This window comes from Bacillus sp. B25(2016b), from assembly GCF_001679765.1.
In the GTDB taxonomy this organism is placed as follows: domain Bacteria; phylum Bacillota; class Bacilli; order Bacillales; family Bacillaceae_G; genus Bacillus_A; species Bacillus_A thuringiensis_K.
On record NZ_CP016285.1, the window covers coordinates 4905806 to 4919685 of the forward strand.

Consider the following 13880-nt stretch of genomic DNA (forward strand, 5'->3'; position numbering starts at 1 on the left):
CTAAATATTTTTCTCATAATATTCTTCTGCGATCTCTTCGTAAAAAGCTGCAGATGTTGTATAGAAATATGGAATTAACCATAAGAATCCAATCCCTAATGTAATACAACTTAATATAAACCAGCCAATAAAACTTAAACATAAAATGAAATACTCCATCTTATGTCCATCCATCATACGACGACTTTCTGTAATAGCCTGGTTCAGTGAATACTCAGGATGATCGTTTATAATAAAGTATGTCATCGCATAAGAAAATGATTTAATAATACCTGGAATAATGAACAATAACATCCATAAGAAAAGATAAAGATTTACTAATAAATATAATAAAAATGATTTTAGAAATCTCTTTCCCTCTGAAAACCAAACGAATACATTACCAATACTAGCTTGCTTTTCACGAAGGATATTTAAACCAAGGTAATATCCACCTAAAGTTAACGGTCCAGCAACAAAAAATGTAAGAATATTCGTTGAAAGTGAACCATTTGTTTTTTGCCAACCGAAAATTAAAGAAAATCCCCAATCAACACTAAAACTAAAAGCCGTGATAAGAATTGAAATGAGTAGTGTAGCTCCAACAGCTAATCCCCATTTTCCCTCTAATGAATCTAGTGCTTCTCCTTTTAAATCACTAATCATGCGTAGCCTCGCCTCCTATACACAATAATTCTATTAGTATAGCATGTTCCTATTGAAATTCACCTTTTGAAATATAGCGATAAAAGTGTGCTGTCGTCGTACTCATATACGGACTAAGCCAAAGAAATCCTATTCCAAAAGTAAAAAGCGCTAAAATAGCCCATCCTATGAAGCTCAGCCATAAAAGAAACAAATCTAACTTATGACCCTTCATAAGATTCTTACTTTCCTTCATCGCCTGCGAAACACTATATTCTGGATTTTCAATCATCACATAATACGTCAGTGCATAAGAAAAATACATCACAATCATACCAACAATTGAAATTGCTAATAGTACGAAGAAAGCTATTGCAAATGACGTATTCCCTTCTTCACCTAACAATGCAAATAAGCCTATTAACAGCATCGGAATCCATGTACCTGTATATAACAAAATAGCAAGCATTGCCCACATTGTTTTCATCATTCTTTTAAAGCCACGAAATCCTTCAAATAAGTAATCTACTTTAGCATCTTCTCGTTTACTAATCTGTAAAAATACATTTGTATAACCATATGACGTAATCCCATACGATGCGTTACTCAAAATTATCATAATGAAATAAAAAATCCCAAAGGTAATACCTGCTCCAATTGACATCGTTTCCTCTTCAAATGATCCAGTTAAGCTTGCAACTGAGAGAAATATAATAATTCCTGGAATTAATAGTATAAGCATTGCAGCCATCGAAACGACATAACTTAAAATAAAATATAAAATTGTTGATCCAACACCTAGTCCCCATTTTCCCTTTAAAGAGTACAATGCTTCTCGCTTCATTTCACCAATCATTGATTCATCCCCTTTATGAAATATAAATTGTTGTACACTTCTACTTATACAAGCATCAATATAATTATACCAGTTTTGTAAAATTATCCATAAAATACACAAAAAAAAATCCGTAAAGGCAAAGCCCTTACGGATTTTTTTACTTCATATCGGAAACGTTTAAACGGTTCACGGCACGTTGTAATGCCATTTCTGCACGTTTAAAGTCAACATGTGCTTGTTTATCTTGCAGACGTTGCTCAGCACGACGCTTCGCTTCATTTGCGCGATGGATATCGATATGGTTTGCTTCTTCAGCAGATGATGATAATACAGTCACTTTATCTGGACGAACTTCGATAAAGCCACCGCTTACTGCTACATAATCAGTGTGTCCACCATTTTTCAGACGAACTGCACTAATTTTTAATGGTGCAACAGTTGGAATGTGACCTGGTAAGATCCCCATTTCCCCACTCTCTGCTTTTACACTTACCATTTCTACTTCTTTTTCGTAAACCGGTCCATCAGGAGTTACAATACTGACTGGAAATGTCTTCATACTTCGTCCCTCCTAAGGCCTTACGCCATCATTTTCTTCGCGTTTTCAATAACTTCTTCAATGCCACCTACTAAGCGGAATGCATCTTCTGGAAGGTCATCATATTTTCCTTCTAGAATTTCTTTGAAACCACTAACTGTATTTTTTACAGGTACGTAAGAACCTTTTTGACCTGTAAACTGCTCAGCTACGTGGAAGTTTTGAGATAAGAAGAATTGAATACGACGAGCACGATGTACAACTAACTTATCTTCTTCAGATAACTCATCCATACCTAAGATAGCGATGATATCTTGAAGCTCTTTATAACGTTGTAAAGTTTGCTGTACTTGACGAGCTACTTCATAATGTTCTTCTCCTACAATTTCTGGAGAAAGTGCACGAGATGTAGATGCTAATGGATCTACGGCTGGGTAAATACCCATTTGTGTTAAACGACGCTCTAAGTTTGTTGTTGCATCTAAGTGAGCGAACGTTGTAGCTGGTGCTGGGTCAGTATAGTCATCGGCTGGTACATATACCGCTTGGATAGACGTGATAGACCCTTTATTTGTAGATGTAATACGCTCTTGTAATTGACCCATTTCTGTTGCAAGTGTTGGTTGGTAACCTACCGCAGATGGCATACGACCAAGAAGGGCAGATACTTCAGAACCCGCTTGCGTGAAACGGAAGATGTTATCGATGAACAGAAGTACGTCTTGTCCTTGCTCATCACGGAAATGCTCAGCCATTGTTAAACCTGTTAATGCAACACGTTGACGTGCTCCAGGTGGCTCGTTCATTTGTCCGAATACCATCGCAGTTTTCTTGATTACGCCAGAATCGCTCATTTCGTGGTATAAGTCATTACCCTCACGAGTACGCTCACCTACACCAGCGAATACAGAGATACCACCGTGCTCTTGTGCGATGTTGTTAATTAATTCCTGAATTAATACTGTTTTACCTACGCCGGCACCACCGAATAGGCCGATCTTACCACCCTTAATGTAAGGAGCAAGTAAGTCTACTACTTTAATACCAGTTTCAAGAATTTCTACTTTAGTAGATAATTCTTCGAACGCAGGTGCTTGACGGTGAATTGGATCACGATGTACATCTGCAGGAACCTCACCATCTAAGTCAATTGCATCACCTAATACGTTAAATACGCGACCAAGTGTTACATCACCAACTGGTACAGAGATTGGTTTACCAGTATCTTCTACTTCTGTGCCACGAACAAGTCCATCTGTGGAAGACATTGCAACTGTACGAACTGTATCATCACCTAAATGAAGTGCAACTTCAAATGTTAAGTTAATACTTCCGTTTTCGTTGCTTTGTTTTACCGTAAGGGCGTTGTAGATTTCTGGTAGCTTTCCGCCATCAAACTTAACGTCTACAACCGGACCCATGATTTGCGTAACGCGCCCTTTATTCATCGGGTTCCCTCCTAGCTTTCTTTTAATTAGCCAACTTTCTACGAGCAGCTAGCTTTTAATTTTTTATTGGTTTATAGCTTACGCGACTCTTTTGACAGAGCCGCTTCCGCTTTTTATTGAATCTAGTTCCAGCGGCTAGAACAGTCGGTCATTTCGCGCCTTCCTGTGAGGCAAACTACGCCTCTTCGTCAGGAGCTCCAATGCCCTCCTGTTCTGGACGAGCCGCTTCCACTTTTTATTACTATTCTAACGCTGCTGCTCCACCAACGATTTCCGTAATTTCTTGCGTAATCGCTGCCTGACGCGCACGGTTGAATGAAAGTGTAAGTGAATCGATAACTTCCATTGCGTTGTCTGTAGCACTCTTCATTGCTGTCATACGCGCTGCGTGTTCACTTGCTTTACCGTCTAGTAATGCACCGTACACTAAGCTTTCTGCGTATTGTGGCAATAGTACTTTTAAAATTTCTTCTTCAGAAGGTTCGAATTCATAAACTGTCGTCGGTTTGTCAGACGCCACATCAGTAAGCGGTAAAATTTTATTTTCCGTTACCTCTTGTGAAATTTTACTTACGTAATGGTTGTAGTAAATGTACAGCTCATCATAAGCACCATCTGCGAACATCGCAATTGCTCGAGAAGCAAGGTCTTTAATATCAGTAAATGATGGATGGTCAGATAATCCAACTACTTCATCAATAATGTTAAAGCCGCGACGTTTTAAATAATCACGTCCTAGTCGTCCAAGCACAATAATAGAATATTGGTTTGAATCCATATTATGACGTTCACGAATTACGTTACTTACTGTACGTAATACGTTACTGTTATAACCACCTGCTAGTCCGCGATCAGACGTAATAACGATGTATCCTGTACGCTTTACAGGACGCGCATTTAGCATTGGATGATTAATCCCTTTGCTTCCTTGCGCAATGCTCGCTACTACTTCTTGAATCTTTTCCATATACGGAACGAAAGATTTAGCATTTTGCTCTGCACGGTTTAACTTAGATGCAGATACCATCTCCATCGCTTTCGTAATTTGACTCGTTTTCTTTGTCGAGTTAATCTTCGCTTTTATATCGCGTAAAGATGCCACAGGTTTTCACCACCTTTTTTCCGGAAGTTGGCACGATTAGTAAGAATCCTCTTCCTAATCTACGTTGCAAGATATTCTTGCTCATGATTGAAGGAAAAGAATAGGTGCACCTACTCTTTTCCTTTACATGACCTTTAGCAATCTCAGAGCCCGAGATGCCTTTTATATATACTATCTAGCTCCAGCGGCTTGAATGCTCGGTGGCTTCACTTCTTCCTACGAGGCAAACACCGCCTCTTCGTCAGAAGCTCCATCCCCCTCACATTCAGAACGAGCCGCTTCCGCTTTTATTAATCTAGTTCCGCCTCCTAGCCCCTTTCGTCTAAGAACCTTCCCCACAAGAAGGTAAAAAGCACCTTCTGTGAGAAAGAACCTTAGCCGATGGGGCTGAACAGTCGGCTTCACTTTTTATTATTATTCAGAAGCTACGAATACTTTTTTAAATCCGTTAATTGCTGCTGCAAATTTGTCGTCATCCGCAAGTTTCTTAGTTGTGCGGATTTCTTCTAATAAGTCAGTCGCATTAGAGTCTAACCAAGCATGGAATTCTTCTTCAAAACGAGTGATATCTACTACTGGGATATCATCTAGGAATCCACGTGTTAAAGCGTAAAGAATGATAACTTGTTTCTCTACACGTAATGGTTTGTGTAATCCTTGTTTTAATACCTCAACAGTACGAGCACCACGGTTTAATTTCGCTTGAGTTGCTTTATCAAGGTCAGAACCGAACTGAGCGAACGCTTCTAACTCACGGTAAGATGCAAGGTCAAGACGAAGTGTACCTGATACTTTACTCATCGCTTTAATCTGAGCAGATCCACCTACACGAGATACAGAAGTACCCGCATCGATCGCTGGACGTACGCCAGAGAAGAATAGATCAGATTGTAAGAAGATTTGTCCATCCGTAATAGAAATTACGTTTGTTGGGATGTATGCAGATACGTCCCCTGCTTGTGTTTCGATGAAAGGTAGTGCAGTTAAAGAACCGCCGCCTCTTGCATCACTTAATTTTGCTGCACGCTCTAATAAGCGAGAATGTAAGTAGAATACATCCCCTGGGTAAGCTTCACGACCTGGAGGACGACGTAATAGTAATGACAGCTCACGGTAAGCCGCTGCTTGTTTTGATAAGTCATCATATACTACTAATACGTGTTTACCATTGTACATGAACTCTTCACCCATTGTTACACCAGCGTAAGGAGCTAGGTATAATAATGGAGCTGGTTGAGAAGCAGATGCAGTTACAACGATTGTGTACTCTAATGCACCGTGCTTACGTAGTGTTTCTACTACGTTACGTACAGTTGATTCTTTTTGTCCAATTGCTACGTAGATACAAATCATGTCTTCATCTTTTTGGTTAATGATTGTATCAAGTGCAACTGCTGTTTTACCAGTTTGACGGTCACCGATGATTAACTCACGTTGACCACGACCAATTGGTACAAGGGCATCGATCGCTTTAATACCTGTTTGAAGTGGCTCATGAACAGATTTACGATCCATTACACCTGGTGCTGGACTTTCGATTGGACGAGTGTTTGTTGTATTGATTGGGCCTAAACCATCAACTGGTTGACCTAATGGGTTTACAACACGACCAATTAGTTCTTTTCCTACTGGTACTTGCATGATGCGACCAGTACGACGAACTTCGTCACCTTCACGGATTTCTGTGTAAGGTCCTAAAATGATAATACCTACGTTGTTTTCCTCTAAGTTTTGTGCTAGTCCCATAACGCCGTTAGAGAACTCTACAAGTTCACCAGCCATAACGTTATCAAGACCATGAGCACGCGCGATACCGTCACCAACTTGGATAACTGTACCAACATCACTAACTTCGATTTCAGACTGATAGTTCTCGATTTGTTGCTTTATCAGTGCGCTAATTTCTTCAGCTCTGATGCTCATGTGCTTCACCCCTATCTATTCTTCATTAATTCACGCTGAATACGTGCTAATTTTCCTTGTAAACTTCCGTCATAAATGCGATTTCCAATACGTACTTTAATGCCGCCTAGTAAATCTTCATCTACAACATTTTTCACGCGAATTGCATCTTTGCCCGTTCTCTTTGCAAATGCTTCAGCAATGTTAAGCTTCTCTTCTTCTGATAGAAGACGAGTAGAATATACAGTTGCATCCGCTACGTTACGTTCTTCATTAGCAAGAACAACATATTCATCTGCAATTTCAGGTAAGATATCAATGCGTTTGTTATCAATTAAAATATATAACGTATTTAAAATAGATTCAGAAACAGATCCGAATACGTTTGCAAGAAACGTTTTCTTCTGCTCTTTTGAAATGTTCGGTTGCGTTAAAAAGCTATGTAGTTCTCCGTTCTTTACATAAACGTTTTGTACAAGGCGTAATTCCTCTTCAAACATTTCTAATACGTGTTTTTCTTTAGCAATTTTAAAAAGAGCGACAGCATAACGTTTTGCTACAATCCCATTGCTCATCGCGCTTCTCCTACTTCTTTAATATAATCGCGAATTAACTTCACTTGATCTTCTTCTTTTAATTCTTTTTCAATTACTTTAGAAGCAATTTGAACAGATAAAGAAGCGACTTGTTCTTGTAAAGCAGCAATTGCTTGCTCTTTTTCGCGTTGAATTTCTTGTACAGCAGATGCTTTAATTGATTCTGCTTCTTCTTTCGCAGCAGCAACAATAACATCTTTCTGATCTACAGCTTGTTTTTTCGCTCTTTCAATTAACTCTTGTGCTTCAACACGTGATTGTTTTAACATTTCACGTTGTTCTTCTACTAACTTCTTCGCTTCAGCGTTACTTCTTTCTGCAGCGTCGATTTCATTAGTAACATGCTCTTCACGTTCTTTCATAATCCCCATTAAAGGACCCCACGCAAATTTGCGTAGCATCACTAACAGAAGTAAGAAAATGAACAATGTATAAGCAATCGTTCCAAATGGAATGGCAGCCCCTAATAATAAAGTTGGCACAAGGATTCACTCCCTTCAAAATATCTAGATTGATCATATGAAAAAAAAAGACATACGTTTCGTTCATAAAGCAATGGCGAAGAAAGTTCGGAAAAACACTCTTCGCCATCTATGTAAGGGGAGTCTCCCTTATTTGTTCATTACGATGAATGCAATAACTACACCGATGATTGGAAGTGCCTCAACTAAAGCAACCCCGATGAACATAATTGTTTGAAGTGCGCCTTTTAATTCTGGTTGACGAGCAACACCTTCGATTGTACGTGATACGATAAGACCGTTACCAATACCTGCACCTAATGCTGATAAACCAATTGCAATTGCAGCTGCGATTACACCTAAACTCATTTAATTTGTCCTCCTTTGTATTATAAAAAAATAAATTTTTTCTTACTTAAATTATATTAATGGTCATGGCTTACTTTATGAGCCATATAAACCATCGTTAACATAACGAAAATAAATGCTTGGATTGATCCAACGAATACACTGAATCCCATCCATGCTAACATTGGTACAAGCGCACCTACTGCCCCAAGGACTGATGCTCCGCCCAACTTAGCAAGTAATCCTAATAAGATCTCACCTGCATAAATGTTACCAAATAAACGAAGACCTAACGTTAATGTGTTAGCAAACTCCTCAATAACCTTTAATGGGAATAAGAATTTCATAGGTTGGAAATAACCTTTTACGTACTCTTTCGTACCCTTCATCTTAATTCCATAATAATGGGTGAGGGTAACTACCATCACGGCTAATGTTAATGTAACTGCTGGATCAGACGTTGGTGATCTCCACCATGCAATATGTTCGCCAGCTTCAGTTGCTGAATACATGAATGGTAAACCAAGGAAGTTCGATACGATGATAAACATGATAAGCGTAACGCCAAGCGTTAAGAAACGTCCACCTGTTTTCCAGTCCATCGTACTATTGATAATCCCTTTCACGAAGTCAAACACCCATTCCATGAAGTTTTGCATCCCGGTTGGGCGAAGAGCTAAGCTGCGAGTTCCGATAACAGCGATTAAGAAAACAATAACTGCTGCTACAGTAACCATCATAACTGATGACAAATCGAACGTTAAACCTAGAAATTCAACTAATTTACCGTGTTCCACTAGTAATTCACCTCTCTTCCCTGCTCTTATACTCTAAATAAAGAAAATCTATGATCATGACAAGGTATCCTGTCAGCAATCCTACACCTAGGCCCCACATCGCGATTAACTCTTGATATTTGGCTGCAAATAAAATTAATAACCCAATCGTGGCGAATCTTGAATATGTACTTACCGCTGTTGCCTTGAACTTCACGTTTTCTCCATTTGTTACGCGATCTAGCAGCTTGTCTGTTCTACGTGCAATGATGCGCAAACTAAGAAAACTGAAAATCGTACCGATAATCAGTCCAAGAAATACATCCTTGTAAGAGGTAAATCCCCATCCTAGCACTAGAAGCGCAAGCAAGTAGTACATATATTTCTTTTGTCTTTGGACAAGTCCATGTACGTCTATCATCATTGCTCTCCCGAATAGTAATGTCGAATGAGTCGAATCATTGCGTATACCCCTGTTCCTAGTCCGAGTAATAACCCTATAATAAGAAACAACGGAAACGTTCCAACCTTATTATCAATCCACTGCCCACCAAAGATTCCAACAAGAATAGAACCGACTAACTGAGCGAGAATACCTGACATTAAAGCATAAGCTTTTATATGGCTGCGATCGTTTTTTTGCAAGGATTCATCCCTCCAATATGTAACCCTCATTCACGATGTGTTAATAATAACTCATTTTTTTGCATAAATCCTATACAAAACAAAAAGTTTACATTTTCGTCACGGAATAGATGTAATTTTGTCACTGAAAGCCCTACCATCTATCCCCGTTGTTAGCATACAATAGGGTATTAACAGTGTCAACGAGAAATCGTAAAAAATCTAAAAATTTGAGTATTAGGCATTTCCTCCCAAAAATGAAAACGTTCCCCTTCTAAATACTGGTTACATATATGCAATTTCTAACAGTTTTCTCTTTATAATAGAAGGAAATGTTCACAAGTTTGTCACTATTATATTTTCGAGATATAACGCTTTTCTTCCATAATATAGTGTTCCTCAGACGTAAGACTTCTATATTATATGTGAGGTGTATGCAACTTATGTTGTATATACGATGTATATTTATCCTCTCCCCCTCCCCTACTTGCTTACAGCAAAAAAAGACGAGCTGGGGAATCTCCCCTGCTCGTCAGTTGTCTTACTTCGTTCCGAATAAACGGTCACCAGCATCACCAAGACCTGGTACTACATATCCGTGGTCATTTAATTTCTCATCTAATGCTGCTACATAAATATCAACATCAGGATGTTCTTCTTGTACTACTTTTACCCCTTCTGGAGCTGCAACGATACACATTAATTTAATTTGTTTCGCACCGCGCTTTTTCAGAGAGTTAATTGCTTCAGCCGCAGAACCACCTGTTGCTAGCATCGGATCTAGTACGATAAAGTCACGCTCTTCTACATCCGTTGGAAGTTTCACATAGTATTCTACCGGTTGCAATGTTTTAGGGTCACGGTATAAACCAACGTGTCCTACTTTTGCTGCTGGAATTAATTTCAGAATTCCATCAACCATTCCTAAACCTGCACGTAAAATCGGAATTAAACCAAGTTTTTTACCAGCGATCACTTTTGTTGTCGCTTTGCTTACAGGTGTTTCAATTTCAATGTCCTTAAGTGGAAGGTCGCGAGTAATTTCGAAAGCCATTAAGCTTGCTACTTCGTCCACTAATTCACGAAAATCTTTCGTACCTGTATTCTTATCGCGAATATATGTAATCTTATGTTGAATTAACGGGTGATCAAATACATACAGTTTTCCCATGTGAATCTCTCCTTTAGATGATATTCATGCGTTTGCACGCTTTTTTACACTATTTACGATTGTAAAGAAAACGCTACTAATATTCAAGGGCAAATTTGGCAAAATCATGATTTTACGATGAATCTATCTAGTATCTTTACCAATTATGGGAGCCGTATCCTTCATTATATCGCCAAAATTTATTCATCATTTGTATACATACTTTAAAAATAATATATGTCCACAAAAAAGACCGCCAAAACAATTAAGTCTCGGCAGTCTTCTTCAATCTATTATAGATTTGGATACATTGGGAATTTGCTAGTTAACGCTTCTACACGCTTACGTACTTCTTCTAATGCAGCTTCATTTTCATGATTTTTTAATGTATAGGCAATAAGTGACGCAATTTCATCCATTTCTTCTAAACCGAAACCACGAGATGTTACAGCTGCTGTACCGATACGTACACCACTTGTTACAAATGGGCTTGCTGTTTCAAATGGAATTGTATTTTTGTTCACTGTAATACCAACTTCATCTAATACGTGCTCTGCTACTTTACCTGTGATTTCTAAGTTACGAACATCAATCAAGATTAAGTGATTGTCTGTTCCGCCAGAAACAAGTGTAAGTCCTTCTTTTTGGAGACCTTCAGCTAAGCGGTTCGCATTGTTAATGATATTTTGTGCATATGTTTTGAAATCATCTTGAAGTGCCTCACCAAATGCAACAGCTTTCGCAGCGATTACGTGCATAAGTGGACCACCTTGAATACCAGGGAAGATTGATTTATCAATTTGTTTTGCAAATTGCTCTTCACATAAAATCATACCACCACGCGGGCCACGTAACGTTTTATGTGTTGTCGTTGTAACGAAATGTGCATGTGGTACTGGATTTGGATGTAAACCAGCAGCTACTAAACCAGCGATATGTGCCATATCAACCATTAAATAAGCGCCCACTTCATCTGCAATCTCACGGAATCGCTTGAAATCGATAACACGAGGGTATGCACTTGCACCTGCAACGATTAATTTTGGTTTATGTTCTTTCGCTTTTGCTAATACATCATCGTAATTAATACGGTGAGAGTCAGCATCCACGCCATATTCTACGAAATTATATTGTACTCCACTGAAGTTAACAGGGCTTCCGTGTGTTAAGTGACCACCATGAGATAAATTCATACCAAGTACTGTATCGCCTTGCTCTAAAATCGTGAAGTATACTGCCATGTTCGCTTGTGCACCAGAGTGTGGTTGAACATTGACGTGCTCTGCGCCGAAAATTTCTTTCACACGATCACGTGCGATATCTTCTACTACGTCTACGTGTTCACAGCCACCATAGTAACGTTTTCCAGGATATCCTTCAGCATACTTATTCGTTAAAACAGAACCTTGTGCCTCCATTACTGCTTCACTTACGAAGTTTTCCGAAGCAATTAACTCAATCTTTGAACGCTGTCTTCCTAGTTCTGCCTCAATTGCAGCAAATACCTTTTCATCTTGACGTTTTAAATGATCCACCAAAATCCCCCTTTTCTGAACGAATTACATCGATTCCCAATAGTTTTTTCTCATTTATTCAGAAAAAACGAAAATTCAGGTTGTAATTCTTTCGAACCTTCATGTTTTCAACTACATTCTAACATGACTTTCTATATCATAAAAGAAAAAAAAGACCGAAAATCGGTCTTTTCTTTCTTCTATTATAAAGTCAGACAACATACCTTTTATCTTATGATAAACAGTTACTATATGACTTCCTAATTTCTCATATTTAACGGCAAGTGGTAGTCTCTTCCGCTGCCGCATAGACAGCACGTGCCCCACCAATTAGTTTTCCACGTGTTTTGGCCATCGTTACATGCGCACTTCCAATTTCCTTCACACTTGTACGAACCGGAACAGCTACATGCTTTAAATGCATACCGATAAATGTATCACCAATATCCATTCCTGCATCAGCTTTAATAAACTCAACTACTACCGGATCTTTCAAATTGTGATACGCGTATGTCCCCAATGCACCACCTGCTGATCTAACAGGCGTAACTGTTACAATTTCAAATTGATATTTTATCGCTACTTCTCTCTCAACTACTAAAGCACGGTTTAAATGCTCACAACATTGAAACGCTAATTCAATACCTGTTTGCTCTTGAAATTGTTTTAATTCAGAGAAAATCGCCTCTGCTACTTCCATCGTTCCTGATGTTCCAATTCTTTCGCCTAGCACTTCGCTCGTGCTACAACCCACTACAAAAATTTGACCGCTTTGTAATGAAGCTTGTTCTTGGAAATCAGAAAGCAACATTTGTAGCTGTTCTCTTACCTTTACGATTTCTGTCATTACGCCTCTTCCTTTCACAGGTTGGTTCACCAAATTATATTGCACACTACTGATAGTTAGAATCTATTACTTTGTTTCGTATGTTTTAATTTTTCCTACGCGGTTTTCGTGACGACCACCTTCATAGTCAGTTGTTAACCAGATTTTCGCAATATCACGCGCTAGACCAGCACCAATTACACGCTCGCCCATTGCTAGCATGTTAGTGTCATTATGCTCTCTCGTTGCTTTCGCGCTGAAAGTATCATGAACTAACGCACAACGGATACCATTTACTTTGTTTGCTGCGATTGACATACCAATGCCTGTCCCACAAACTAAAATACCACGATCTACTTGACCATTCGCTACCATTTCAGCTGCTGGAAACGCAAAGTCAGGGTAATCAACAGAACCAGCTTCACATTCGCAACCTAAATCAATATATTCAATATTTAACTCTTCTAATAAACTTACAAGTTCTTTGCGGATATTCATACCGCCGTGATCAGATGCTATTACTACTTTCATTTTTACCCCTCCAAAGTTTCAATCCATTATCTTCATTTCTCACTCGATCCTTTAATGGGACGAAGTGATCTCCAATATCGTATTATACACGAAACATCAACCTTCTGAATGGTTTTTCAGTAAAGTTTGTACAAGTTTTTCCATCTCTTCTAACGTTTCTTTATAAATAGAAAGTGATCCGCCAAATGGATCTGAAATATCCTTACTTATTCCCTCAGCTACTCCATATAATGTATCTACTTTCTCTTCGACACTCGGATAATGCCCAAGGACAATTTGCTTATGGTTTTCCGTCATTGTTACTACAATATCTGCCCAACCAATCAAAGTTTCGTTTACCTGCTGCGCGGCATGATCGATTGCAATTCCCTTTTCAGCTAAAGCTTCCTTCGCATGTACCGATGCATCGCTCCCAGGATAGGCGAAAACACCAGCAGATTGCACTTCAAACTTATCTCCTCCGTGATGACGAAGCAACGCCTCAGCCATTGGACTACGACATGTATTGCCAGTACAAACAAATAACACTCGTTTCATTCAAACCCACCCCTATATTCCATTTCTTATCACTCATCATAACTTACATTAGAATAGAACAAAAG

General features: G+C 38.8%; 18 protein-coding genes. All 18 read right to left on the bottom strand.

Annotated elements, in window-relative coordinates; translation table 11 throughout:
• The 18 genes from BAQ53_RS25150 to BAQ53_RS25235 all read right to left on the bottom strand — a co-directional run bounded on the left by BAQ53_RS25150 (position 1) and on the right by BAQ53_RS25235 (position 13815).
• A complete protein-coding gene (locus tag BAQ53_RS25150) occupies positions 1–645 on the bottom strand; it encodes a DUF975 family protein (RefSeq protein ID WP_208906388.1) in 645 nt (214 codons plus the stop codon).
• A gap of 49 nt (positions 646–694) precedes the next feature.
• The gene (locus BAQ53_RS25155; protein WP_000578832.1) at positions 695–1480 is read right to left on the bottom strand and encodes a DUF975 family protein; all 786 of its coding nucleotides are present in this window, start codon (positions 1478–1480) and stop codon (positions 695–697) included.
• 139 nt (positions 1481–1619) lie between these two features.
• On the bottom strand, positions 1620–2021 hold the full coding sequence (atpC, locus tag BAQ53_RS25160) for a F0F1 ATP synthase subunit epsilon (RefSeq protein ID WP_000847211.1): 402 nt from the start codon (positions 2019–2021) through the stop codon (positions 1620–1622).
• A gap of 20 nt (positions 2022–2041) precedes the next feature.
• Positions 2042–3448 carry a F0F1 ATP synthase subunit beta gene (gene atpD / locus BAQ53_RS25165; protein WP_001032593.1) on the bottom strand — a complete coding sequence of 469 codons (1407 nt, stop codon included), beginning with the start codon at positions 3446–3448 and terminating at the stop codon, positions 2042–2044.
• A 241-nt stretch (positions 3449–3689) separates the two neighbouring features.
• Complete coding sequence (gene atpG / locus BAQ53_RS25170) at positions 3690–4550, bottom strand: F0F1 ATP synthase subunit gamma (RefSeq protein WP_208906389.1); 861 nt, start codon at positions 4548–4550, stop codon at positions 3690–3692.
• A gap of 414 nt (positions 4551–4964) precedes the next feature.
• The gene (atpA, locus tag BAQ53_RS25175) at positions 4965–6473 is read right to left on the bottom strand and encodes a F0F1 ATP synthase subunit alpha (protein ID WP_000027521.1); all 1509 of its coding nucleotides are present in this window, start codon (positions 6471–6473) and stop codon (positions 4965–4967) included.
• Positions 6474–6484: 11 nt separating this feature from the next.
• Positions 6485–7027: a F0F1 ATP synthase subunit delta gene (gene atpH / locus BAQ53_RS25180; RefSeq protein WP_000064683.1), complete on the bottom strand. Its 543-nt coding sequence runs from the start codon at positions 7025–7027 to the stop codon at positions 6485–6487.
• On the bottom strand, positions 7024–7530 hold the full coding sequence (atpF, locus tag BAQ53_RS25185; RefSeq protein WP_001142618.1) for a F0F1 ATP synthase subunit B: 507 nt from the start codon (positions 7528–7530) through the stop codon (positions 7024–7026). Before atpF ends, atpH begins: the two co-directional genes overlap by 4 nt.
• Before the next feature lie 129 nt (positions 7531–7659).
• Positions 7660–7878, bottom strand: coding sequence for a F0F1 ATP synthase subunit C (gene atpE / locus BAQ53_RS25190; RefSeq protein WP_000052064.1), 219 nt, complete (start codon positions 7876–7878; stop codon positions 7660–7662).
• A 56-nt stretch (positions 7879–7934) separates the two neighbouring features.
• Positions 7935–8654, bottom strand: a complete 720-nt coding sequence (gene atpB, locus BAQ53_RS25195; RefSeq protein ID WP_000399872.1) for a F0F1 ATP synthase subunit A — start codon at positions 8652–8654, stop codon at positions 7935–7937.
• A gap of 7 nt (positions 8655–8661) precedes the next feature.
• Complete coding sequence (locus BAQ53_RS25200; protein WP_000567600.1) at positions 8662–9054, bottom strand: ATP synthase subunit I; 393 nt, start codon at positions 9052–9054, stop codon at positions 8662–8664.
• Positions 9054–9278 carry an AtpZ/AtpI family protein gene (locus tag BAQ53_RS25205; protein ID WP_001171223.1) on the bottom strand — a complete coding sequence of 75 codons (225 nt, stop codon included), beginning with the start codon at positions 9276–9278 and terminating at the stop codon, positions 9054–9056. Before BAQ53_RS25205 ends, BAQ53_RS25200 begins: the two co-directional genes overlap by 1 nt.
• Before the next feature lie 26 nt (positions 9279–9304).
• Positions 9305–9418: a DUF4024 domain-containing protein gene (locus BAQ53_RS25210; RefSeq protein WP_000232962.1), complete on the bottom strand. Its 114-nt coding sequence runs from the start codon at positions 9416–9418 to the stop codon at positions 9305–9307.
• A gap of 380 nt (positions 9419–9798) precedes the next feature.
• Positions 9799–10428 carry a uracil phosphoribosyltransferase gene (upp, locus tag BAQ53_RS25215; RefSeq protein ID WP_000517539.1) on the bottom strand — a complete coding sequence of 210 codons (630 nt, stop codon included), beginning with the start codon at positions 10426–10428 and terminating at the stop codon, positions 9799–9801.
• A 272-nt stretch (positions 10429–10700) separates the two neighbouring features.
• Positions 10701–11942 carry a serine hydroxymethyltransferase gene (glyA, locus tag BAQ53_RS25220; protein ID WP_000349806.1) on the bottom strand — a complete coding sequence of 414 codons (1242 nt, stop codon included), beginning with the start codon at positions 11940–11942 and terminating at the stop codon, positions 10701–10703.
• A 253-nt stretch (positions 11943–12195) separates the two neighbouring features.
• Positions 12196–12768 (bottom strand): TIGR01440 family protein, encoded by a 573-nt coding sequence (locus BAQ53_RS25225; RefSeq protein ID WP_000136371.1) that lies wholly within the window; start codon positions 12766–12768, stop codon positions 12196–12198.
• 66 nt (positions 12769–12834) lie between these two features.
• Positions 12835–13278 carry a ribose 5-phosphate isomerase B gene (rpiB, locus tag BAQ53_RS25230; protein WP_000869545.1) on the bottom strand — a complete coding sequence of 148 codons (444 nt, stop codon included), beginning with the start codon at positions 13276–13278 and terminating at the stop codon, positions 12835–12837.
• A gap of 96 nt (positions 13279–13374) precedes the next feature.
• Positions 13375–13815 (bottom strand): low molecular weight protein arginine phosphatase, encoded by a 441-nt coding sequence (locus BAQ53_RS25235; protein WP_000832367.1) that lies wholly within the window; start codon positions 13813–13815, stop codon positions 13375–13377.
• Positions 13816–13880 lie beyond the last annotated feature (65 nt).